Source organism: Pseudomonas sp. 31 R 17, assembly GCF_900004915.1.
In the GTDB taxonomy this organism is placed as follows: domain Bacteria; phylum Pseudomonadota; class Gammaproteobacteria; order Pseudomonadales; family Pseudomonadaceae; genus Aquipseudomonas; species Aquipseudomonas orientalis_A.
The window spans coordinates 111,200-134,813 of record NZ_CVTN01000056.1 but is presented as its reverse complement, the minus strand read 5'-3'; the positions used below and the strand labels follow the sequence as shown (position 1 = coordinate 134,813).

General features: G+C 60.8%; 18 protein-coding genes. 8 read left to right on the top strand and 10 right to left on the bottom strand.

Annotated elements, in window-relative coordinates:
- The first annotated feature begins 46 nt into the window (after window positions 1–46).
- The 3 genes from BFP89_RS27185 (at window position 47) to BFP89_RS07635 (ending at window position 1,772) form a co-directional block, all read left to right on the top strand.
- Window positions 47–382 carry a DUF6124 family protein gene (locus BFP89_RS27185; protein ID WP_083208026.1) on the top strand — a complete coding sequence of 112 codons (336 nt, stop codon included), beginning with the start codon at window positions 47–49 and terminating at the stop codon, window positions 380–382.
- Between the two features lie 194 nt (window positions 383–576).
- Window positions 577–1,062 carry an Hcp family type VI secretion system effector gene (locus BFP89_RS07640; protein ID WP_065884908.1) on the top strand — a complete coding sequence of 162 codons (486 nt, stop codon included), beginning with the start codon at window positions 577–579 and terminating at the stop codon, window positions 1,060–1,062.
- Window positions 1,044–1,772: a DUF4225 domain-containing protein gene (locus tag BFP89_RS07635; protein WP_176718400.1), complete on the top strand. Its 729-nt coding sequence runs from the start codon at window positions 1,044–1,046 to the stop codon at window positions 1,770–1,772. The genes BFP89_RS07640 and BFP89_RS07635 overlap by 19 nt, the downstream gene beginning before the upstream one ends.
- Before the next feature lie 377 nt (window positions 1,773–2,149).
- On the opposite strand, the gene cysS is transcribed toward BFP89_RS07635, so the two are convergent.
- The gene (gene cysS / locus BFP89_RS07625; RefSeq protein WP_065884906.1) at window positions 2,150–3,532 is read right to left on the bottom strand and encodes a cysteine--tRNA ligase; all 1,383 of its coding nucleotides are present in this window, start codon (window positions 3,530–3,532) and stop codon (window positions 2,150–2,152) included.
- Between the two features lie 19 nt (window positions 3,533–3,551).
- Window positions 3,552–5,252, bottom strand: coding sequence for a glutamine--tRNA ligase/YqeY domain fusion protein (locus tag BFP89_RS07620; protein WP_065884905.1), 1,701 nt, complete (start codon window positions 5,250–5,252; stop codon window positions 3,552–3,554).
- Window positions 5,253–5,513: 261 nt separating this feature from the next.
- On the opposite strand from BFP89_RS07620, the gene BFP89_RS07615 reads away from it, so the two are divergent.
- Together BFP89_RS07615 and lpxH are read left to right on the top strand one after the other, a co-directional pair.
- On the top strand, window positions 5,514–6,017 hold the full coding sequence (locus BFP89_RS07615; RefSeq protein ID WP_057721741.1) for a peptidylprolyl isomerase: 504 nt from the start codon (window positions 5,514–5,516) through the stop codon (window positions 6,015–6,017).
- The gene (gene lpxH / locus BFP89_RS07610) at window positions 6,014–6,763 is read left to right on the top strand and encodes a UDP-2,3-diacylglucosamine diphosphatase (protein WP_065884904.1); all 750 of its coding nucleotides are present in this window, start codon (window positions 6,014–6,016) and stop codon (window positions 6,761–6,763) included. Before BFP89_RS07615 ends, lpxH begins: the two co-directional genes overlap by 4 nt.
- 618 nt (window positions 6,764–7,381) lie before the next feature.
- Here lpxH and BFP89_RS07605 read toward each other — a convergent pair.
- From BFP89_RS07605 to BFP89_RS07575, 7 genes are all read right to left on the bottom strand, one after another.
- The gene (locus BFP89_RS07605; RefSeq protein WP_065884903.1) at window positions 7,382–8,911 is read right to left on the bottom strand and encodes a DHA2 family efflux MFS transporter permease subunit; all 1,530 of its coding nucleotides are present in this window, start codon (window positions 8,909–8,911) and stop codon (window positions 7,382–7,384) included.
- Window positions 8,911–10,110 carry an HlyD family secretion protein gene (locus BFP89_RS07600; protein WP_065884902.1) on the bottom strand — a complete coding sequence of 400 codons (1,200 nt, stop codon included), beginning with the start codon at window positions 10,108–10,110 and terminating at the stop codon, window positions 8,911–8,913. The genes BFP89_RS07605 and BFP89_RS07600 overlap by 1 nt, the downstream gene beginning before the upstream one ends.
- Before the next feature lie 15 nt (window positions 10,111–10,125).
- The gene (locus tag BFP89_RS07595) at window positions 10,126–11,577 is read right to left on the bottom strand and encodes an efflux transporter outer membrane subunit (RefSeq protein ID WP_065884901.1); all 1,452 of its coding nucleotides are present in this window, start codon (window positions 11,575–11,577) and stop codon (window positions 10,126–10,128) included.
- Window positions 11,574–12,047 carry a MarR family winged helix-turn-helix transcriptional regulator gene (locus BFP89_RS07590; RefSeq protein WP_065884900.1) on the bottom strand — a complete coding sequence of 158 codons (474 nt, stop codon included), beginning with the start codon at window positions 12,045–12,047 and terminating at the stop codon, window positions 11,574–11,576. Before BFP89_RS07590 ends, BFP89_RS07595 begins: the two co-directional genes overlap by 4 nt.
- Window positions 12,048–12,282: 235 nt before the next feature.
- Window positions 12,283–15,969: a translocation/assembly module TamB domain-containing protein gene (locus BFP89_RS07585; protein WP_176718399.1), complete on the bottom strand. Its 3,687-nt coding sequence runs from the start codon at window positions 15,967–15,969 to the stop codon at window positions 12,283–12,285.
- Window positions 15,969–17,696 (bottom strand): autotransporter assembly complex protein TamA, encoded by a 1,728-nt coding sequence (locus BFP89_RS07580; protein WP_065884898.1) that lies wholly within the window; start codon window positions 17,694–17,696, stop codon window positions 15,969–15,971. The genes BFP89_RS07585 and BFP89_RS07580 overlap by 1 nt, the downstream gene beginning before the upstream one ends.
- A 64-nt stretch (window positions 17,697–17,760) precedes the next feature.
- Complete coding sequence (locus BFP89_RS07575) at window positions 17,761–18,411, bottom strand: GNAT family N-acetyltransferase (protein ID WP_065884897.1); 651 nt, start codon at window positions 18,409–18,411, stop codon at window positions 17,761–17,763.
- Window positions 18,412–18,580: 169 nt separating this feature from the next.
- On the opposite strand from BFP89_RS07575, the gene xthA reads away from it, so the two are divergent.
- Together xthA and BFP89_RS07565 are read left to right on the top strand one after the other, a co-directional pair.
- On the top strand, window positions 18,581–19,393 hold the full coding sequence (gene xthA / locus BFP89_RS07570; RefSeq protein WP_065884896.1) for an exodeoxyribonuclease III: 813 nt from the start codon (window positions 18,581–18,583) through the stop codon (window positions 19,391–19,393).
- A gap of 237 nt (window positions 19,394–19,630) precedes the next feature.
- On the top strand, window positions 19,631–20,962 hold the full coding sequence (locus BFP89_RS07565; protein WP_065884895.1) for a substrate-binding domain-containing protein: 1,332 nt from the start codon (window positions 19,631–19,633) through the stop codon (window positions 20,960–20,962).
- Window positions 20,963–21,082: 120 nt separating this feature from the next.
- On the opposite strand, the gene BFP89_RS07560 is transcribed toward BFP89_RS07565, so the two are convergent.
- On the bottom strand, window positions 21,083–22,312 hold the full coding sequence (locus tag BFP89_RS07560) for an acyl-CoA dehydrogenase (protein WP_065884894.1): 1,230 nt from the start codon (window positions 22,310–22,312) through the stop codon (window positions 21,083–21,085).
- Window positions 22,313–22,479: 167 nt separating this feature from the next.
- Here BFP89_RS07560 and BFP89_RS07555 point away from each other — a divergent pair, with 167 nt between their 5' ends.
- Window positions 22,480–23,415 (top strand): LysR family transcriptional regulator, encoded by a 936-nt coding sequence (locus tag BFP89_RS07555; protein WP_027606275.1) that lies wholly within the window; start codon window positions 22,480–22,482, stop codon window positions 23,413–23,415.
- The last annotated feature ends 199 nt before the right edge of the window (window positions 23,416–23,614 follow it).

Here is a 23,614-nt window from a genome sequence, read left to right as displayed (position 1 = left end):
AGCCCGATTAGACTCTAGGTGACTCCAATACTCTGGGAGCTTCGCCATGATTAAAGACAATTCGAATCCGCCGCTGGTTTCATCTTCGCTTCACGCTTGTGCTGATCGTGCGATTAACCATCATTTGAATCCGTCTTCAACGCCTGGGCCACCTGATGACGGGCTAGGTCTTTTTACTGTACGTAAAGGACTGGATGCCGAGACACTACTGGTCAATGCTACGGAGGATCTTGCGTCGGTTCAGGCATTGGCTAGTCATTTAGCCTTTGAGATTGATGGCATACCACGCAGCGTGGCACTAGGGATTTGCCGAATGGTGGAAACTATCCAGCTTCTGGTGAATGAAGCACTGAATGAGCATTGCGCGGGAATTGAAAAATAGTAGGCGACGAATGCCGTCATTACCTTCGCTCGCACAACCCCAGCAAAACGCCCCGGCATAACGGGGCGTTTTTCTTCTCGCACAAACCCGAATAATCCTACATCCCGCTCGCACGATAAAAGGCGAAACATCCGATATTTCCTATTTACATTTTTCCGTATGTTTATGGCGAATACATCAGGATACCAACGTCCATGGCTAACCACGGTTACATGTCCATTAACGGAAAATCTCAAGGCCTGATTTCGGCTGGCTGCTCAACTCAAGACTCCATTGGCAACAAGTGTCAGGAAGGGCATCGAGACGAAATCATGGTGATGTCCTTCAACCACAATATGCTCAACACCGGCAATGTCAGAGCTTCCACTCATGGCCCGGTGATCATCACAAAAAGCATTGATAAATCCTCGCCCTTGCTGGCCGTGGCATTATCCAACAGAGAAGAACTGAACTGCGTCATCAACTTCTATCGAATTTCACAGTTTGGTCGGCACGAAAAATACTACACCGTCGATATAAGGGGCTGCATCATTGCCAGCCTGACCGTCGATGTTCCCCATTCCGTACTCCTGAATGATGTAGACGCACAAGAACATCTGGCGATTCGTTATCGGGAAATTATCTGGACACATCACATCGCGGGGACCAGCGGCTATGGCTCATGGGAAAGCGGGCGATAAACTCAAAGAACAAAAATCAAACGCCTACTTTCTATGACTTGGGGATAGTCAGCAAAGCCGCTGCAAAACTGACCAGTCATGCGTGCGCAATAAGTGCCCGACATCTACAGGATGGCGTTAATCGTTCGATATTCAATCGGGAAGTGGCCTATTACGCTCGCAGTATTGTTAATGATGTAGAGCAGGGAAAAAAGACAGTCGCAGAGGGGCTGATTGAGATAAAAAAAGAGCAGCGTAGCTTGCTGGATCAGTCAAAAGAAATCGCACAAAAAGGAGTTGGAGTTGTTGCGGGGGCACTTCAGATCGCCGCAGGCGCTGGAATTTGCTACGCCTCGGTGGGTACGCTCTGCCTCATCGCAGGGGTGCCATTGATGGCGCACGGTGCTAATAATTTATATGAAGGCGGACGTAACCTAGCAACAGGACAATCAGACACCGTCGGACCGGCTCGTGCCATGTATCAATCAGTCGCCTTCGCCGCCGGTCACGGAGAGCGAGAGGCAAACATGGCTTATGGCGCCGTAGATATTGGATTATCCGCCTACAGTATTGTGAGGCACGTGCTGAAGCCTGACGCTTGGCGCTTGTTCAGATACCTAGACGCGGACCGTGTGCGAGCTTATAAAATAATGAGCCCAAGTTCATTGGGAGCTGAAGCGGTTATAAATGGAATTACAATAAATCAGCTTTACGAAGAGCAAAAAAAATGATCGCCTGGATCTTCCCGACATTATCCATACTTGGCGTGGCCTGTGCATTCTCACTTAGAGTATTACTTTCCAGTGAAACCTTAGGATACACCAAGCTATTTCTTGGACTAATTCCAAACATGCTAGCTATGGCTCTGCATTACCAAATCGCGTACCTCAACAAGTTCCCGCTCCTAGGATATAGGCCAGACATAATCGATGAGCATATTTTTATTGGGTGGCTAGCGCTTATTTGCTTCTTTCTGCACGCTAGTGCATTTCCAGTCAAGCAGGACTTAAATTGGTGGTGGAAACGTTAAGGGGCATCTTTTTTTGCTCCTCAAAAAACGCCCCAAACCAGTCGGGGCGTTTTTCATTCAGCCTGTTGCTATCAACGGTCAGTCAGCCAGCCGCCAGGTCGTCCCGCCCTTCCCGTCTTCCAACACCACGCCCATGGCGGTCAGTTGGTCACGGATACGGTCGGATTCCGCCCAGTCTTTACCAGCCCGAGCAGCCAGACGCGCCTGGATCAAGGCATCCACTTGCGCCGCGTCCACGCGCCCTTCAGCGCCGGCTTGCAGGAAGTCATCCGCCTCCATCTGCAACACGCCCAGCACGCTGGCCAGCTCTTTCAAGCGTGCCGCCAAACCTGCCGCTGCGTCGATATCCGTCTCGCGCAGACGGTTGATCTCGCGCACCATCTCGAACAGCACCGCGCAAGCTTCGGGGGTGCCGAAGTCGTCGTTCATGACTTCAGTGAAGCGTGCCACGAAGGCTTCGCCGCCGGCCGGGGCCACTGCGGGCAAGCCTTTCAACGCATGGTAGAACCGCTCCAGGGCGCCCTTGGCGTCCTTGAGGTTGTCTTCCGAGTAGTTGATGGCGCTGCGGTAGTGGCTCGACACCAACAAATACCGCACCACTTCCGGATGATACTTTTCCAGCACGTCGCGAATGGTGAAGAAGTTGTTCAAGGACTTGGACATCTTCTCGCCATTGATGCGGATCATGCCGCAGTGCATCCAGGCGTTGGCGTAGGTCTTGCCGGTGGCGGCTTCGCTCTGGGCGATTTCGTTTTCGTGATGCGGAAACTCCAGGTCGCTGCCGCCGCCATGAATGTCGAAGGTCTCGCCCAGGCAGCAGGTGGACATTACCGAGCATTCGATGTGCCAGCCCGGACGCCCGGCGCCCCACGGCGACTCCCAGCTCGGCTCGCCGGGCTTGGTGGCTTTCCACAGCACGAAGTCGAGCGGGTCCTGCTTGGCTTCGTCGACTTCGATGCGTGCGCCGATGCGCAGGTCTTCGATCCGCTTGCGCGACAGCTTGCCGTAGCCCATGAACTTGGCGACGCGGTAGTACACGTCGCCATTGCCCGGGGCGTAGGCGTAGCCCTTGTCGATCAGGGTCTGGATCATCGCGTGCATGCCAGGGATGTGGTCCGTGGCGCGCGGTTCCATGTCCGGCTTGAGGATGTTGAGGCGCGCCTCGTCCTCGTGCATCGCGGCGATCATGCGCTCGGTCAGCGCGTCGAACGACTCGCCGTTTTCATTGGCGCGGTTGATGATCTTGTCGTCGATGTCGGTGATGTTGCGCACATAGGTCAAGTCATAGCCGCTGAAACGCAACCAGCGGGTCACCAGGTCGAAGGCAACCATGCTGCGGCCGTGGCCGATGTGGCAGTAGTCGTACACGGTCATGCCGCACACGTACATGCGCACCTTGTTGCCATCCAGCGGCTTGAAGACTTCTTTGGTCTTGCTGAGTGTGTTGTAGATCGTTAGCACGACAGTTCCTTAAACAGAATCACTGGCCCCACGAATCACGCAAGGTCACGGTACGGTTGAATACCGGCTGACCAGGTTTGGAGTCCTTGATATCCGCGCAGAAGTAACCTTCGCGCTCGAACTGGAACCGGTCTTCCGGCTGTGCGTCGCCCAAAGAGGGTTCGGCACGACAACCGGTGAGCACTTGCAGGGAGTCAGGGTTGATGTTGTCGAGGAAACTGGCGCTGTCTTCGGCCTTCTCGGGGTTCGGCGAACGGAACAGACGATCGTACAAACGCACTTCGCACTCGATGCTGGCAGCGGCCGGCACCCAGTGGACCACGCCCTTGACCTTGCGGCCTTCAGGGTTCTTGCCCAGGGTGTCGGGGTCGTACGAGCAGCGCAGTTCGACGATGTTACCGTCGGCGTCCTTGATCGCTTCATCGGCACGGATCACGTAGCTGCCGCGCAGGCGCACTTCGCCGTTCGGCTCCAGGCGCTTGTAGCCTTTTGGCGGCTCTTCCATGAAGTCATCGCGGTCGATGTAGATTTCACGGGCGAACGGCAGCTTGCGCACGCCGAGTTCTTCTTTTTGCGGATGACGCGGCAACTCAAGGTTGTCGACTTTGTCTTCCGGGTAATTGGTGATCACGACTTTCAACGGACGCAGCACGCACATGGCGCGTGGGGCGTTTGCATCGAGGTCCTGGCGGATGCTGAACTCGAGCATGCCGAAGTCGACCACGCCGTCGGAGCGGTTGGTGCCGACCATGTCGCAGAAGTTGCGGATCGACGCCGGGGTGTAGCCACGACGGCGGAAGCCCGACAGGGTCGACATGCGCGGGTCATCCCAGCCATGCACGTGCTTTTCATCCACCAGCTGCTTGAGCTTGCGCTTGCTGGTGATGGTGTAGTTCAGGTTCAGGCGGCTGAATTCGTACTGGCGCGGCTGGGCCGGCACCGGCAGGTTGCTCAGGAACCACTCGTACAGCGGACGATGGCTCTCGAACTCCAGGGTGCAGATGGAGTGGGTGATGCCTTCGATGGCGTCCGACTGACCGTGGGTGAAGTCGTAGTTGGGGTAGATGCACCACTTGTCACCGGTCTGGTGATGGTGGGCATGGCGGATGCGGTACATGATCGGGTCGCGCAGGTTCATGTTCGGCGAGGCCATGTCGATCTTGGCGCGCAGTACGCGGGCGCCGTCGGGGAATTCGCCGGCGCGCATACGGTTGAACCAGTCCAGGTTCTCTTCCACCGAACGGTCGCGGAACGGGCTGTTCTTGCCCGGCTCGGTCAGGGTGCCACGGTATTCCTTGGCCTGTTCCGGGCTCAGGTCGTCGACGTAGGCCTTGCCGGCCTTGATCAGCTCGACGGCCCAGTCGAACAACTGGTCGAAATACTTGGAGGCATAGCGCACTTCACCGGACCACTCGAAGCCCAGCCACTTGATGTCGCTTTCGATGGCGTCGATGTATTCCTGGTCTTCCTTGGCCGGGTTGGTGTCGTCGAAACGCAGGTGCGTGACGCCACCGAACTCCTGGGCCAGACCGAAGTTCACACAGATCGACTTGGCGTGACCGATGTGCAGGTAGCCGTTGGGCTCTGGCGGGAAACGGGTGACGATCTGCGTGTGCTTGCCCGAATCCAGGTCCGCCTGGATGATCGGGCGCAGGAAGTTGACCGGGACGGCAGGTCCGGCCTTGGCATTCGGGGTAGAGTCGACAGTGGGCTTGCTCATAGGATCCTTGAACAGACAGGTTCGTGGCCGGGTGGGGCCAGATAAAACAAAGGGCTCATAATAGCCGATGCAGTCAAGACACTGACAGGCCGGGACCAAAAACTGCTGTTTAATTACTGCTTTTATGGCCGGGGCGGTAAAAAACCACCTCGAAATTCCTGCGGGGCACGCTAAACTGCGCGCCTTGGCCGTCGTTTAAGCCAGACAGGTAAGGTGCCCCGGGCACTCAAACCCACGAATTCCCTGAAAAGAGTAGTGAACATGACTCAAGTCAAACTGACCACCAACCACGGTGACATCGTCATCGAGTTGAACGCCGAGAAAGCGCCGATCACCGTCGCCAACTTCATCGAGTACGTCAACGCCGGCCACTACGAAAACACCGTTTTCCACCGTGTCATCGGCAACTTCATGATCCAGGGCGGCGGTTTCGAGCCAGGCATGAAAGAGAAGAAAGACAAGCGCCCAAGCATCCAGAACGAAGCGGACAACGGCCTTTCCAACGACAAGTACACCGTCGCCATGGCCCGTACCATGGAGCCGCATTCGGCCTCCGCGCAGTTCTTCATCAACGTGGCCGACAACGCTTTCCTCAACCACAGCGGCAAGAACGTGCAGGGCTGGGGTTACGCCGTATTCGGTAAAGTCACCGAAGGCCAGGACGTCGTCGACAAGATCAAAGGCGTGTCCACCACGTCCAAAGCCGGTCACCAGGACGTTCCAGCCGAAGACGTCATCGTCGAGAAAGCCGAGATCGTTGGGTGATATTGCTGATTTCAGACTTGCATCTGGAAGAGGAGCGCCCGGACATTACCCGGGCGTTTCTGGATCTGCTCCACGGCCGCGCCCGTGGTGCCCAGGCGTTGTACATTCTGGGGGACTTCTTCGAAGCCTGGATTGGCGACGATGGGATGACCGCGTTCCAGCGCTCCATCTGTGACGCGCTGCGCGAACTGAGCGACAGCGGCACCGCGATTTTCATCATGCACGGCAACCGCGATTTCCTGATCGGCAAGGCGTTCTGCAAAGCCGCAGGCGCCAGCTTGCTCAAGGACCCGAGTGTCGTGCAGTTTTATGGCGAGCCCGTGCTGCTGATGCACGGCGACAGCCTCTGCACCCGCGACCTCGGCTATATGAAGCTGCGGCGCATCCTGCGTAACCCGGTTGTGCTGTTTATCCTGCGCCACCTGCCCCTGGGCACACGCCACAAGCTGGCGCGAAAGCTGCGCAGCGAAAGCCGTGCACAGACGCGCATGAAGGCCAACGACATTGTCGATGTCACCGCCGAAGAAGTACCGCGAGTGATGCAGCAATTCGGCGTGCGCACCCTGGTCCACGGCCACACGCACCGCCCCGCCATTCATAAGTTGCAGATTGGCGACCAGGCGGCCAAGCGGATTGTGCTGGGGGATTGGGACAAGCAAGGCTGGGCGTTGCAGGTGGATGAGCAAGGCTTTCAACTGGCGGCGTTTGACTTCGTCAATCCGCAGCTGGCCCTGCCAGGCGCTTGATACGCAATACCACTGATCCCATGTGAACAGAGATCAAACTGTGGGAGGGGGCTTGCCCCCGATGAGGGTGTGTCAGTTGATGCATCTGTGACTGACCCACCGCCATCGGGGGCAAGCCCCCTCCCACAGTTGATTGCGTTCCAATCCGTTCGGATCAGTGGCCGCTTGCTTCCGGCCCGGCTTTCGCGCCAAACGGCGGCTTGGCCAGCCATACCAGCAACAATCCGCAGTTGACCCTGCCTGGCGCTTGATACCTGACAACACACATCCAATGTGGGAGGGGGCTTGCCCCCGATGAGGGAGTGTCAGTTGATACATCTGTGACTGACCCACCGCTATCGGGGGCAAGCCCCCTCCCACAGTTGATTGCGTTCCAATCCGTTCGGATCAGTGGCCTTGCTTCCGGCCCGGCTTTCGCGCCAAACGGCGGCTTGGCCAGCCATACCAGCAACAATCCGCAGTTGGCCCTGCCTGGCGCTTGATACCTGACAACACACATCCAATGTGGGAGGGGGCTTGCCCCCGATGAGGGTGTGTCAGTTGATACATCTTTGACTGACCCACCGCTATCGGGGGCAAGCCCCCTCCCACAGTTGATTGCATGTCAGCCCTAGGCAGTCAGTGCCCCGAAGCCGCAGGCCCCGCCTTGGCGGTAAACGGCGGCTTGGCCAGCCACACCAGCAACATCAAGCCCGCGAAGATCCACCCCATCAAGGTGAAATAGTCCACGGTGGACATCATGTAGGCCTGGCTGGTGAGGATCTGGTCCAACTGCGCATACGCTTTCTGCCCCGCCCCGCCGAGGGCCTGTATCGCGTCGCGCGTGGTCGAGTCATAAGTGGTCATGTTCTCGCTCATGTACGCATGGTGCTGGTCGGCGCGGCGAATCCAGATCCAGGTGGTGAGCGAGGCCGCGAAGCTGCCGCCCAAGGTGCGCAAGAAGGTTGCCAGCCCCGCGCCGTCGGCAATCTGCTGCGGCGGCAGGTCGGACATCAGGATGCTCAAGGTCGGCATGAAGAACAGCGCCACGCCGATCCCCATGAACAGCTGCACCAGGGCGATGTGGGTGAAGTCCACCTCATTGGTGAAGCCTGCGCGCATGAAGCAGCTCAAGCCCATCGCCAGGAACGACAACCCCGCCAGCAGGCGCAAGTCGAATTTGTGCGCGTATTTGCCCACGAACGGTGACATCAGCACCGGCAGAATGCCGATCGGCGCCACCGCCAGGCCGGCCCAGGTGGCGGTGTAGCCCATCTGGGTTTGCAGCCACTGCGGCAGGATCAGGTTGATGCCAAAAAAGCCCGCGTACCCGCCGATCAACACAATGGTGCCGATGCGGAAGTTGCGGTAGGCGAACAGGCGCAGGTTCACCACCGGGTGCTTGTCGGTCATCTCCCAGATCACGAACACCGCCAGGGCAATCGCCGAGATCACTGCACCGATAATGATGAAATTGGATTCGAACCAGTCCAGGTCATTGCCCTTGTCGAGGATGATCTGCAAGGCGCCGACACCGACGATCAGGCTCAACAACCCTACATAGTCCATCGGCTGGTAGCTGGTGACCACCGGGCGTTTCTTCAACTGCGCACGCACCACCATCACCGCAAAGATGCCGATCGGCACGTTGATGAAGAAGATCCACGGCCAGCTGTAGCTGTCGGTGATCCAGCCGCCGAGGATCGGTCCCGCAATCGGCGCCACCACCGTGACCATCGCCAAGAGCGCCAGGGCCATGCCGCGCTTGGCCGGTGGGTAGACCGCGATCAGCAGCGTCTGGGTCATCGGGTACAACGGCCCCGCCACCAGCCCTTGCAGCACGCGAAAGCCGATCAACTCGGGCATCGAGGTGGAAATACCGCACAGGAACGAGGCCAGCACAAACAGCATGGTCGCCCACAGGAACAGCTTCACCTCGCCGAAGCGTCGGCTCAACCAACCGGTGAGCGGCAAGGCAATGGCGTTGCTCACCGCAAACGAGGTAATGACCCAGGTGCCCTGCTCCGAACTCACGCCCAGGTTGCCGGAAATGGTCGGCAACGCCACGTTGGCGATGGTGGTGTCGAGCACCTGCATGAAGGTCGCCAGCGACAGCCCGATAGTGGCCATCAGCAGGCTGGGTGGGGTGAACGAGGCGTTATTGCTCATCAGCGTTGCGCAGCCTTGGGAGCGGCGACGCTGTTGTCATGGATCAACTGGTTGATCATGGCATCGGCCTCGACCAGCTGGCGGTCATACACAGTGGTGGTGAACGAAGCCTTCTGCGGCGGCTGTTGCGCCAGGACCGGGCCGCTCTGGTCGTGCAGGTCCACATTGACCACGGTGCTCAAACCCACGCGCAACGGGTGCTTGGCCAGTTCTTCGGCATTGATATGGATGCGCACCGGTACGCGCTGCACGATCTTGATCCAGTTGCCGGTGGCGTTCTGCGCGGGCAACAGGGCGAACGCGCTGCCGGTGCCGGCGCCGAGGCTGTCGACAGTGCCGCTGTACTTCACGTCGCTGCCGTAGATGTCCGACTCGATGTCCACCGGCTGGCCGATGCGCATATCACGCAACTGGGTTTCCTTGAAGTTGGCATCGATCCACAGCTGGTCCAGCGGGATCACCGCCATCAACGCGGTACCCGGCTGGACGCGCTGGCCCAGCTGCACGGTGCGCTTGGCCACATAGCCGGTGACGGGTGCGATCAAGGTGCTGCGCGCGTTGGTCAGGTAAGCCTGGCGCAGTTGCGCGGCGGCGGCTTGCACATCCGGATGGGACGAAATCACCGTGTCATCCACCAGGGCATTGGTGGTTTTCAGTTGCTGTTCAAGGTTGGTCAAAGCGTTCTTCGCCGCGGTCAGGCTGTCACGGGCGTGGGACAGTTCTTCCTGGGAGATCGCGCCGCCCTGGGCCAGGGTCTTGCGGCGGTTGTAGTTGTCCTGGGCGGTCTGCACGTCGGCTTTCTGCGCGTTGACCTGGGCTTTCATGCCATCGACGTTGCTGTACAAGCCACGCACCTGGCGCACGGTGCGGGCCAGGTTGGCCTGGGCACTTTGCAGGCCGACGGCCGCGTCGTTGGGGTCGAAGTTGACCAGCACCTGGCCTTCGTGGACCAGGTCGCCATCGTCGGCGCCGATGCTGACCACGGTGCCGGTGACCAGCGGGGTGATTTCCACCACGTTGCCGTTCACATAGGCGTCGTCGGTGCTTTCGTTGAAGCGCCCGTAAAGCTCGTACCAGGCCCACACGCCGACGACGCCCAAGATGACGATCAGCGCCAGGCCGATCAACATGACTTTGCGTTTGCGCGGGTTGTTGTCCTTGGTTTGTTCAGTTGCGTTGTTGCTGTCGGCAGTGGCCATGACAAATACCTCAAATTATTCCGTGCGGGTGGCTGGGGTGGTCGCGGCGACGTTGTGGGCGTTGAATCCGCCACCCAGGGCCTGCATCAATTGAATCGACAGGTCGATCTGCGCAGCATTCAGGGTCGCCAACTGACGCTGGGCCTGCAGCAGTTGCTGCTCGATGCTGAGCACATCCAGGTAGTTACCGATGCCGGAGCTGTAGCGTTGCACCCCGGTGTCGTAGGACTGTTGGGCGATGTCGGCGGCATGTTGCTGCGCCTGGATCTGCCGCCCGGTGTCGCGCAATTGCGACAGGGTGGTGCCGATATCGCCCAGGGCTTGCACCAGGGTCTTGTTGTACTGGGCCACGGCCAGGTCGTAATCGGCGTCGCGGGCATCGAGGTCGGCGCGCAGGCGGCCGCCGTCGAAGATCGGCAGCGATACGGTGGGTGCAATGTTGAAGAAGCGACTGGCCGAACCAAACATTGCGTCCCCCAGCAACGACTCGGCGCCTGCGCTCGCGCTCAGGTTGAGGTTGGGGTAGAAGCGGGTCTTGCTGGCGGCGATGTCCTTGCTCGCGGCTTCCACGCGCCACCGCGCGGCGATCAGGTCCGGCCGCCGGCCAAGCAACTCGGCGGGCAACACGGAAGGCACGGCGACGGCAGCGGGTTTCAATACCGCCGGGCGGACCAGTTCGTTGCCACGGTCGGGGCCTTTGCCGAGCAATACCGCGAGGGCGATCCTGGCGCTTTGCAGTTGTTTTTCCGCATCGATCAGTTGCGACTGGGCGCTGGCTTCCAGGCTTTCGGTCTGCTGGTACTGGTACTCGCTGTCGATACCGGAACTCAGGCGGCGCTGACTCAGGTCGAGCATCTGGCGGGTGCGCTTGAGGTCGTCCACGGCCAGGTCGCGCACGATATGCGCCTGGCCCAGGTCGCTGTAGGCCTTGGCCACGTTGGCCGCCAGGGTCAGGCGCGCGGCCTGCTGATCGACTTCGGCGGCGCGGGCCTGGCCCAGGGCGGCTTCCCAGGCAGCGCGTTGGCCGCCCCACAGGTCAAAGTTGTAATTGAAGCTGGCGCCGATGTTGCGCACGGTCGAGTAGGCATCGCCCTGCCCGCGCGGGTCCTGGTCCCTGGCCAGGCGCGAACGGCTGACACCGGCGCTGGCATCCACGGTCGGCAGGCGCGCGGCGTTGGCGGCATAGGCCGCGGCTTCGGCCTGATGGGCGCGGGCGCTGGCCACTTGCATGTCGGGGCTGTTTTGCAGGGCTTCCTGGATCAGCCCGTCGAGCTGTGGGTCGCCAAGGCTTTTCCACCAGTCGGCGCTGGGCCAGGCGGCCTCCGACAGCGTCACGCCGCTCAAGGACTTGCCGGCTTGCAGGGTGTTGGCGTCCAGGCGTTGGCCCTGGGTGTCGAGGCCACTGTAGTTGGCACAACCGGCCAGCGTCATCGCCGCCAGCACCAGGCTGAGTGCGCGTGTGTTCATTGGTTACCTACCCGCAGGATCGTGATGGGGTCACCCGCAGCGATCAGGATTTTCTTGAGGATCCGTTCCAGGGTTTCCAGCTCGCCCGACTCGAGGACGCCGGCCAGTTGGTTGAGGGCCTGGGCGCCGATCTGCGGCAGCATGTCCGCCAGGCGCTGGCCGTCGGCGGTCAGCACCAACTGCACCTGGCGGCGGTCCAGTTCGGAACGTTTGCGGCTGAGCAAGCCTTTCTGCTCCAGCCGGTCGAGCATGCGCGTCATCGAGCCGCTGTCCAGGGACAGGTGGCGGCACAGCTCGGCCGGGGTGTCGACACCGAACTGGGCCATGATGATCAACACCTTGAACTGCGCGGCGGTGATGCCGTGGGGTTCCATATGGGTGTCGATGATGCGGTCTTTGAGGATCGCGGCGCGGCCCAGCAACAGGCCCAGATGGCAGTTGTGGAAGTTGTCAGGGGTGAAATGAGGCATCGAAAGTCACCTTATTACTGCCTAGGCAGTGAATGTGTGACGAGATATTACTGCTTAGGCAGCGAATGTCAAATGGAATAGTTAGGTTGCTTGGTAATTGATCAAGAGCTTGAGTGAAAATAGTTGTCCATGTGGGAGGGGGCTTGCCCCCGATGGCGGTGGGTCAGCTACAGATTAGCTGACTGAAAGACCGCAATCGGGGGCAAGCCCCCTCCCACATTTGACCCAGTTAGGCTTAGAAGTCGCGCTTGTAGAAGATATCCAGGGAGCTGGCCACGCCTGTGGCCACTTCCAGGTACACCTTCTTGCTCAGCAGATAGCGCAAGGCGATGGTGTTGGCCGGTTCGAACACCCCTACCCCGTAACGCAGGCTGAGTTTGTCGTTGATCTTGCCGCTGGCCACCACGGCAGTGCTGTTGCCGGTGCCTTGGGTATCCAGGTCGAAATCGCGGATGCCGAGTTTATTGGCGATGTCCGAGGTCACGCCGGCGCTGCCCATCAGGCCCAGGCCCAGGGCGGCTTCGGCAAGCATGTTGTTGTCTTCACCGTTGTTGGTGCGCGAACGTCCCAGCACCAGGTAGGACAACGCGTCTTCCTGCGCCATGGCGGGCTCGGAGAAGATCTGCGTGGTCGGCTGCTCGGCGCTGCCGCTCAGGCGAATACCGGCGGTCACGGTGCGGGACGATTCGACCACCACACGCACCGCTTCGATATCCAGGAACGGTTGGTCCAACGGCCCGGCAAACAACAGCCGTGCACGGCGCACGTTGAGGCGCTGGCCGTAGGCGCGGTAGCGGCCGTCGTTAAGCCACAGCTCGCCACGGGTGTCCATGTTGTCGCCGATATGCACATGGCCCTGCACTTTGGCGGTGAGGCCGAAACCGGCGAAGTTGAGCTGGTCTTCGCCCACTTCCACGTCGATATCCATGGCCATCGCCATCGGCGGTTTGCCTTCTTCGGTCTGGCTGCCGACGATCACCGTGTCATCGGACACCTTGACCGTCGAGGGCGGCAGCTCGCGCACGGTGATATCGCCGCGCGGGATGTGCACCTTGCCGGCAATCGCCAGCTTGTCGTCCTTGAGGCTGATCTTCAGGTCGGGGGCCACTTCCAGCTTGGCATAGGGTTCGACGGTGACCGGCAGTTGCGAGCCCTTGAGGCTGAGGTCGACCACCAGGGCGCGGCCCCAGTCGATCTGGCCCTTGAGGCTGCCCTGCCCGGCCTTGCCGCTGTGCCAGCCGCCGTTAAGCTGCACGCTTTTGCCGGCGATCTGCGCCTGCAGGTTCAGGCCCTCGAGGCTGATGGGCAGTTCAGGACCCGAGACTTCACCGTCCACCAGATTCACGTTGCCGTTAACCAGGGGCGCGAGCAAACCGCCGGAGATGCGGCCATTGCCGTTGAGCTTGCCGTTGAGCTTTTCCACCATCGGCACAAAGGGTCGCGCCACGGCGAGGTCCAGGCCGGTGAGGCTGAAATTGCCGGTGATCGGCTTGTTGGCCGGCAGCGGGTTGATCTGCGCCTGCAACAGCAGTTCACCGAGCTTGCCGCCACGAAAGTTGAGCTGGGTATCGATGCGCTTGGGGTTGAGGGTGGTTTCCAGTTTCAGGGTGTCGTAGGGGAAATCCAGCCATTGGCCCTTGTCCCGCACCCGCAGGTTGCCGCCACCGGCGTCTACCGAGACCACGCCCTTCGGGCCGCTGGCCGGCAGGTCGAGTTGTACGTCGGCATTGAGCCTGCCCTGCCAGGCGAAGTCTTTGGGCAGGAACGCCGCAAGACTGTCGATAGGGAATTGCTTGAGGTGGTAGCGCAGCTTCGGCTCGGGCATCAGGCGCTGGACTTCGCCACACAGGCTGGCGCCACCGGACACCCAGCAGTGCGCGGCGAAGGTCAGCTTGCCATCGGCCAGTCGCTCGATTTTCGCCGGGGCTTGCAGCCGCCAGTCCTGGCCGCCGGCTTGTACGTCACCACTGGCCAGGCGCCCACGCCAGTTACCGTTGTCGAGGTTGCCATCCAGGGCCAGGGCCAGCTTGAGCAACGGTCCGGCCAGGTCCAGTTGAACCTTCTGGTTCTTGATATCGCCCTGGGCGCTGGCGGTGAACGTGCCGACCTGGGTCTCGCCGCTCTGGATGCCGCTGCCCTTGAGGTCGAGCCTGGCGCGCTGGGCGCTGTCCAGTGTGGCGTCGAGGTTGAGGCTTTGCAGGCGGTTGTCGGCCAATGCCAGTTGCTGGCCCTTGAGGTCGAGCTTGCCTTGGGGCGCCTGCAAGGTGCCGGCCACATCGAGGCGGCCATTGACCTGCCCGCGCAGTTGCGGCCAGAGCTGGGCCAGGCGCGCCAGCTTGATGTCGATCTGCCCGGCCAGGCGTTGCTGCAGGCTGCCGCTGCCGTTGATGCGGTTGTCGCCCAGGCGGATGTCCAGGTTGGCAAGGGTCCATTGCTGCCCAGCGCCTTCGGCCTTGGCTGCAAACACGGCGGCCTGTCCGCGCAGGCGACCCTTGAGGTCGAGGTCGGCGTTGAGCTTGAGCTGCTCGTTCTTGAATTCGCCTTTGCTGCGCAGCGGCCCGGCCAGGGTGCCGGGCAATTCGGCGACCCAGTACGCCGGGTTCAATGCCGACAGGTCGAGCGCGGTGTCCCAGGCGATACCGTCGGCAAACTGTAGGTTCAGATGGCCCTCGGCCTTGCCTTGGCCGGCGCTCAACTTCAGTTCGGGCAGGAAGACTTGCTTGAGGTCGCCGCTGAACGGCGTGACCACCGTGAAGGCGCCCGCCGGGCCGTCAAGGTCGGCCTTGAGGTTGCCCAGGTAGTTGCCGTCCTTATAGGAAACTTCACCGTTGAAGGTGCGCAAGGCCACCTGCGGTTCGTCGATCAGCGGATAGAGGCGGTGCCAGGGAAAGTCCAGCCAGTCGATTTTGGCATCGGCGCTGAAACCTTGTTGCCAGTCCAGGTTGGCGCTGAGCTTGAGGCTTTGCTTGTCGCCGGCGTTCAGGTCGAGGCCGGCGATCTGCGCCCCGTTGGCGTCGACCTTGCCTTGCAGCAGTAAATCCACCGGGCCTTTTTGCGCCGGTAATACCGCCTTGCCCAGCAACTGATAACCCGCTTTAAGGTCGCCCTTGGCGCTCAGGTCCAATTGGTTGAGTTGCAAGGTGTCGGGCAGATCGGCGCTGGGCTTGAACGCCTCGGAGGTGATGCGCAACTGCGCCGGCAGGTTTTCCGCCAGGGGTTGCAGCTCGCCGCTGAGCTTGGCCGGCAGGTAACCGCTGCTGTCGGCATCGAGCTTGAGGGTCTTGAGCAGGTCGCCGTTGATGTTAACCGCGACGGTCCAGGGTGCGCCGCCCGGAGCGTAGGGCAAACTGAGCGTGCCGGTGGCATTGAGCGGCCAATCGCCTGTGGGTTGCAGCAGGCCGGCGAGGTCCAGCACCAGGTCGTCGCGCTGCACATGAACGGAGTCGATCTGCATGCCGGCGGCGGTCCAATGCGCCGCCAGTTGCAAGCCCTTGAGTGCTTCACTGCCGTTGAACAGCAGGCTGCCGATACGAACATCGCCCAATTGGATAGCAACCGGCAGCTTCAGGTCGGGCAGTTGGATCGGCCCGCTGCTGCTTTCTTCGGTACTGGGTGCAACCGTCAGGCTGACCTGGTCCACATCCAACCGGTTGATGCACAAGGTCATGCGCAACAGGCAACCCGGCGACCAGTCAAACGTCGGTGCATTGAGCTCGACGCGGCTGCCGTCCTGCTGCCACAGCAGGTGGTCGGCGCTCCACTGCCCGCCCAGGCGTCCGTGGAAATTCTCCACGCTCAAGCCCGGCACCTGGCCCAGCACCCAGCGACTGCCGGCCTGGGTACCGAGCACCGCCCACAGCGTCAACAGCAACAGCGCGAGGACGGCGATCAATGCCAGCCCCGCTATTTTCAAACCACGCATCACAGCTCAGGCCCCATGGAAAAGTGCAATCGAACGCCGCCCGGATCTTCCAGGGCATGGGCCAGGTCGAGGCGGATCGGGCCCACAGGCGAGACCCAGCGCACCCCCACACCCACGCCAGTTTTGAGGCTGGGCATATCCAGGGTGTTGAACGAGTTACCCTGGTCGATAAAGGTCGCGACCCGCCATTTTTCGGTGATGGAATATTGATACTCGGCGCTCAGCGCCACCATGTAGCGGCCGCCGATGCGGTCGCCACGGTCGTTTTCCGGCGACAGGGTCTGGTATTCATAACCGCGCACGCTCTGGTCGCCACCGGCGAAGAAGCGCAGCGACGGCGGCACCGACTGGTAGCCATTGGTGGCACTGCCGCCCACTTGCGCGCGGCCCAGGAAACGGTGGTTATCCCAGAGGGTAGTCAATCCCTTGATCGTGGCGGTGCCATACAGCAGGTTGGTGTCGGAACCGAGCCCTTCCTTGGCGACCTTGCTGTCGAACATCAGGCGATAGCCGTTGTGCGGATCGATGCGGTTGTCGCTGCGCAGGTAGGAGTAGCTGATGCCCGGCATCACCAGGTTACTCAACCCCGAGTCATTGCCCAGGCGATATTCCTCGCGCTGGTATTTGAGCGAGATGACCCGGGTCCAACCGCTGGGCAATTTGCTGTGCCATTCGGGGCCGAGGGTGAGCAGCTTGCTCAAGGTGTCGGTGTTGGCGATCTCTTCATTCTGATAGCCGCCGGCAAAACGCAATTTGTCGGTGAGCGGAGGGTCCAGCGGAATGTCGTACCACAGGCCGACGTTCTGGCGCGGCGCCGACAACTCGGCTTCCCAGCCATAACTGTGGCCCTGGGGATTGACCCAGTGGCGCGTCCAGTTGGCCTTGCCCCGCGGGCCGACGTCCGTCGAGAACCCCAGGCCCAGGCCCATGGTGCGGGGCTTGCGCGTGTCCAGTTGCACGGCCACCGGAATCACGTCATTGCTTGAGGCCGCGGGGCTGGCGTCCACGCGCACGCTTTCGAAGAAGCCACTGGCCTGCAGGTTCTGGTTGAGTTCGGCGATCAGTTCGGAGTCATAGGGTGTACCTGGCGTGAACGGCACCATGCGCTGCAACAGCTCTTCGTCAAAGGGCGTGTCGCCGCTGAAGCTGACCTTGCCCATGCTGTAGCGCGGGCCGCTGTCGTAAATGAGTTCGATGTCAGCCACGCCCGCTTGAGGGTCTACGGCCAGTTTCTGGCGGGTAAAACGCCCGCTGAAAAAGCCATAGCGCGACGCCTGATTCTGGATCAAACGCTTGGCGTCGTCGTAATGCCCGTGATTGAGCACCGCGCCGGGCTTGAGGTCATCACTGGCGGGCACGCGAAAGGCCTTGAGGCTCGCCGCCGGGCCATCGACGCGCAAGGTCACGTTGCGCAGATGCACCGGCTCGCCGGGGTCGACGGTCAGGGTCAGGCGCGGGTTCTTGCCGCCCTTCACCTCACTGGCGATCCGCGGCTGATAGAAGCCCAGCGCCTGGGCCGCTTTGCGCGCCTGCTCTTCGGCACCACGGCTGAATCGCAGCAGGGCTTCTTCGTCACGATCGCCAACACTGCCGATATAGCCTTCGATGTTGGCTTTCAGCGCGTCATTTGAGGGTTTGATCCGCACGTCCAGTTCGCTTTGCGCCAATGCGCCACAGCTTGTGAACAGCAGAATCAAGCCGCTGGTAAATCTTCCTGGAAACTTCATAGGCGCGGATGCTACACGAGCGAGAGAGGTACTTTGAACTCGGATTTATCTGAATAATTCTGTCTCAGGCCGTTGCAACATGTAACGCCTGGGGATTGGGATGAAAAAACACATGCTCCACGACAGGTCCTACCGCAATTTCACCGATTTCCTCGTAGCCCTGGCGCTTGTAGAAATCCAGGTAACGGGAATTGCCCGTGTCGAGCACCACGCCCGATGAGTGCGGGTCTTCGGCGCACCAGTTATGGACCGCCTCGAGCAACTGCTCGCCATAGTGTTGACCTTGCAACTGCGGATGAATACCGAGCAACGGCAACACATGCACCGACTCACCGGGCAGGCACGCCAGCACGGCCTGATGGTATTCCAGGTAACGCCGCGTACCGCGCACACCGGTGCTCAACCACATGCGAATCTGCCAGGCCCAGCTCTCGGTGATGCCCAGGCGCCGCTGCGGCGGCGCGATGAGGGCGACGCCAATCAAACGGTCGTTGACGAACAGGCCGATGGCCGGAAGTTTCTGAAAGAAGTGCTGCTTGACCAACTCGCGCACTGTTGCGCGTACCCGCTGTTCATAACCTGGACGCTCGGCTTCGAAGATGTAGGCGAAGGTCGGTTCGTGACGGTAGGCCTGGTACAACAGGGAACGCGCTTCGCGGGAATAACCGCTGTTGAGCAGGCGAATCTCGGCAGCTGCCGTCGAGGTGTCAGGCATAACAATCAATCTCCTGGACGCCATTCAAAAAGATGGCGTTCTTATGGGTACGAACCTGCGCAGCGCCAGTCGTTCCCAGACATTAGCAGCGCATGCATCCTACCGCCACGCTGGCCCCCGTCCGACTTGTCGGCTAGCATCGCCCTTTTGCCAGACTGGACCGCCGACCATGAAAATCGTCTCCTTCAATATCAACGGGCTGCGTGCCCGCCCTCATCAGCTGGCGGCGCTGATTGAAAAACACCAGCCGGACGTCATTGGCCTGCAGGAAACCAAGGTGCACGACGACCAGTTCCCGCTGGCCGACGTCCAGGCGCTGGGCTACCACGTGTATTACCACGGCCAGAAAGGCCACTACGGCGTGGCTCTCCTTTCGCGCAAGGAAGCGTTGAGTGTGCACAAGGGTTTTGCCACCGATGAAGAAGACGCGCAGCGCCGTTTTATCTGGGGCACCTTCGCCGACGAGAACGGCAACCCGGTCATCATCATGAACGGCTACTTCCCCCAGGGCGAAAGCCGCGACCACCCCACCAAGTTCCCGGCCAAACAGCGCTTCTATGAAGACCTGCAACAGTTGCTGGAAAGCCAGTTCAGCAATGACCAGGCACTGGTGGTGATGGGCGACGTGAATATTTCCCCGCAAGACTGCGACATCGGCATCGGCGCCGACAACGCCAAACGCTGGCTGAAAACCGGCAAATGCAGCTTCCTGCCGGAAGAGCGCGAATGGATGGCCCGCCTGAAAAACTGGGGCCTGGTGGACAGCTTCCGCCACTTGCACCCTGAGGTGACCGACCGTTTCAGCTGGTTCGATTACCGCAGCCGTGGCTTTGAGGACGAGCCCAAGCGCGGCCTGCGCATCGACGTGATCATGGCGTCCAATGGCTTGCTTCCCCGGGTCAAGGATGCCGGCGTCGATTATGATCTGCGGGCATTGGAAAAGCCCTCGGACCATGCGCCGATCTGGCTGGAATTGAGTTAATTCCCTGACACTACTCGATCAACTTGTAGGAGCGAGCTTGCTCGCGAAAAACGTCAACGATACCGCGTGTTTACTGAACGAACGCGGTGCCCGTGAGTTTTTCGCGAGCAAGCTCGCTCCTACAGAGGGCCAGGGCGTGCCCCCTCCCACATTTAGATCTGTGGTGTACCAGTCACATGTTTGCAATCCAACTGACTTAATCTCCCGGCACTTCCTTTGGCGCAAAAAGGTGCCGGCATGAGGCTGCGCGTTCTGTTACTGCTGACGCTTTTCCCGTTTTTCGCTGTGTCCGCCCCCCTCCCGCTTCCCGATCAAGGCCCGGCATTGCGTATCCAGGGTTCCAACACCATCGGCGCGGGATTGGGCCCGGCGCTGGTCAAGGGGTTGATGGAGCGCCAGGGTTTGCAAGGCGTGCGCATCGAACCCGCCGAGGGCGCCAATGAACAGCACGTGATCGGCAAGACCCGTCAGGGTAAAACCGTGAGCATCGACGTAGCCGCCCATGGTTCCAGTACAGGATTTGCCGCGCTGAAAAACCACAGTGCCGACCTCGCCGCATCGTCGCGCCCGATCAAAGACAGCGAACTGGTCGACCTGGAAACCCTGGGCGACCTGAAAAGCCCGGAAGCCGAACAGGTGATCGCCATCGATGGCCTGGCAATCATCCTCAACCCCCGCAACCCGCTCAATACGCTGGACACCGAGCAACTGGCGCAAATCTTCAATGGCCGGATCAGCACCTGGGAAGCCCTGGGCGGCAGTGGCGGCGCCATTCATGTGTACGCCCGCGATGACCGGTCCGGCACCTATGACACCTTCAAGGACCTGGTGCTGAACCGCCGCGACACACCGCTGGTGGCGTCGGCACGGCGTTTCGAGTCCAGTGAAGCGCTGTCCGATGCGGTCAGCCAGGACCCTCAAGGCATCGGTTTTATCGGGCTGCCCTACGTCCGCAAGGCCAAGACGGTGGCGGTGGTTGATGGCGACTCGCAACCGATGCTGCCACTGGGCAGCCTGATCGCCACCGAGGATTACCCGCTGTCACGGCGACTGTACGTTTATCTGCCGCCGTCGACGCAGAATCCCTGGGCCAAGGCACTGGTGGACTTCGCCCAGAGCAGCCAGGGCCAGGCGATCGTGGCGGCCAATGGTTTTATCGCCCAGCACGTGCAGGCAATCGGCGTGGAGCCCCGCGCTTCGATGCCCGAGGATTACCAGGCGATTGTGCGCAACGCCCAGCGCTTGACGGTGAACTTTCGTTTCGAGGAAGGCAGCGCCAGCCTGGACAACAAGGCGCGCCAGGATGTGCAGCGAGTGGTGGCCTACCTGAAAAGCCACGGCAAACTGCACAAGCAAGTGACGCTGGTGGGGTTTGGCGATGCCAAGAATGATCCGCAGCGGGCGGCCTTGTTGTCGAAGTTGCGGGCCATGGCGGTGCGCCGGGAGTTGGTGAAAAGCGGCGTGATACTGCGCGATATTCGCGGGTTCGGCGCACAGATGCCGGTGGCGGCGAATACGGCGGATGAAGGCCGGATCAAGAATCGGCGGGTGGAGGTCTGGGTGTACTGAGGCTGGTTTTTGGGGTGTTCAAGCCGGCCTCATCGGGGGCAAGCCCCCTCCCACACTTGGATTTGTGAATACAGTCAAAATGTGGGAGGTGGCTTGCCGCCGATAGCAGGCGACGCGGTCTCACTGCCCGCCGCGCATCATCTCTTTGGGCACATACTTGCCAATCTCAAACTTGCCGATCGCTGCCCGGTGCACTTCATCCGGGCCGTCGGCCAGGCGCAGGGTGCGCTGCATGGCGTACATATAGGCCAGCGGGAAGTCATTGGACACACCGGCACCGCCATGAATCTGGATGGCGCGGTCGATAACCTTGAGTGCCACGTTAGGCGCAACCACCTTGATCTGGGCGATTTCGCTTTTGGCGACTTTATTGCCCACCGTGTCCATCATGTACGCCGCTTTCAGGGTCAGCAGCCGCGCCATGTCGATTTCCATGCGCGAGTCGGCGATCTTGTCGATATTGCCCCCCAGGCGCGCCAACGGCTTGCCGAAGGCGCTGCGGCTGACCGAGCGTTTGCACATCAATTCCAGCGCGCGCTCGGCCATGCCGATCGAGCGCATGCAGTGGTGGATACGGCCCGGGCCAAGCCGGCCCTGGGCGATCTCAAACCCGCGCCCCTCACCCAACAGCACATTTTCGTAAGGCACGCGCACGTTGTCGAACAGCACTTCGGCGTGGCCGTGGGGCGCATCGTCGTAGCCGAACACCGGCAGCGGGCGCAGGATTGTTACGCCAGGCGTGTCCACCGGCACCAGGATCATCGAATGTTGCTGGTGGCGTGGCGCGTCCGGGTTGCTCAGGCCCATGAAGATCAGGATCTTGCAACGCGGATCGCAGGCGCCGGAGGTCCACCACTTCTTGCCGTTGATCACCCATTCATCGCCCTGGCGTTCGGCGCGGGCGGCCATGTTGGTGGCGTCCGAGGAAGCCACGTCGGGTTCGGTCATGGCGAAGGCTGAACGAATCTCGCCGCGCAGCAGCGGCTCGAGCCAGCGTTGTTTCTGCTCTTGATTGGCGTAACGCACCAGCACTTCCATATTGCCGGTATCGGGGGCCGAGCAGTTGAACGGTTCCGGACCCAGCAACGAGCGGCCCATGATTTCGGCCAGTGGCGCGTATTCGAGGTTGGTCAGGCCGGCGCCCAACTCGGACTCCGGCAGGAACAGGTTCCACAACCCCTCGGCTTTAGCCTTGGCTTTGAGCTCGTCCATGATCGCAGTGGGCTGCCAGCGGTCACCTTCGCTGACCTGGCGTTCGAACACCGGCTCGGCCGGGTAGACGTAAGCGTCCATGAATGCGCTGACGCGTTCACGCAGTTCCTGAACCTTGGGCGAATAGGCGAAATCCATGAGCGGCTCCCTTCTCTGAGAGGTTGTTTAGGTCATGCAATCGATGCTAGAACAGCGTTGATAATTTACCTAGCCTATTCTCGGCGTGTATTAACATTCATCACCGATATATGATTGGCGTCTGAAGACGTAAAAAATCGCCACCTGATAATAAGAGCGCAACCCCCATGAATCTGAGCAAGGTCGACCTCAATCTCTTTATCGTCTTCGACGCGATCTACACCGAAGCCAACCTCACCCGGGCCGGGCAGATTGTCGGTATCACCCAGCCGGCGGTGTCCAACGCCCTGGCACGCCTGCGCGAGACCTTCAACGACCCGCTGTTCGTGCGCACCGCCCAGGGCATGGTGCCTACGCCGATGGCGCAGAACATCATCGGCCCGGTGCGCAACGCGTTGTCGTTGCTGCGGGTTTCCGTGCAAGAGAGCCGGATTTTCAACCCGCAACAGGCGGCCAAGACTTATCGCATCAGCATGACCGACCTGACCGAAGCGGTGATTTTACCGCTGCTGTTCCAACGCCTGCGCCGCCTCGCGCCGACGGTGGTCATCGAGAGTTTCCTGTCCAAACGCCGCGAAACCACCAAGGAACTGGCCGCCGGGCGCCTGGATTTCGCCGTGGATGCGCCGCTCAACACCGACCCGCAAGTGCGTCACGTCAAGCTGATGGAAGACCGCTACGTATGCGCCATGCGCAAGGGGCACCCGATGGCGGGCAAGGACAAATTCACCCTGGATGACTACCTGTCGCTGACCCATATCCATATTTCCAGCCGCCGCAACGGCCTGGGGCATGTCGACCTCGCCCTGGGCAAGATGGGCATCCAGCGCAAAATCGCCCTGCGCTCCCAGCACTACCTGATGGCATCGCAAGTATTGCAGCAGACCGACATGGTCATGACCGTGCCCGAACGCTTCGCCCGCCGCCATGAACTGCACTGGTTCAACCTGCCCGTCAATGACGTGCCGCCGGTGGAAACCCATCTGTACTGGCATGAAAGCACCGACCAGGACCCGGCGAACCGCTGGATGCGCGAACAGATGATCGAGTTGTGCCAGCAAGTCACCGCCCACGAAAAGAAACTGGATAAGCAACAGGCTTGAAGTTGCAGGAGGCCCCAGTGTGGAGGGGCCTGCCCCCGATGACCATGACGCCGTAGCGCCCACCGCTAACCACGATGCGAAGCGAGCCGCTCTTGATCTTGATCTGCTCTTGATCTTGATCTCAGGCGCCCCGTTAAACCACGCTGGCCGAACGCAGGCTTGAATCCGTGGGTAACCCGGCAGGACGCCGGGTTAGCCG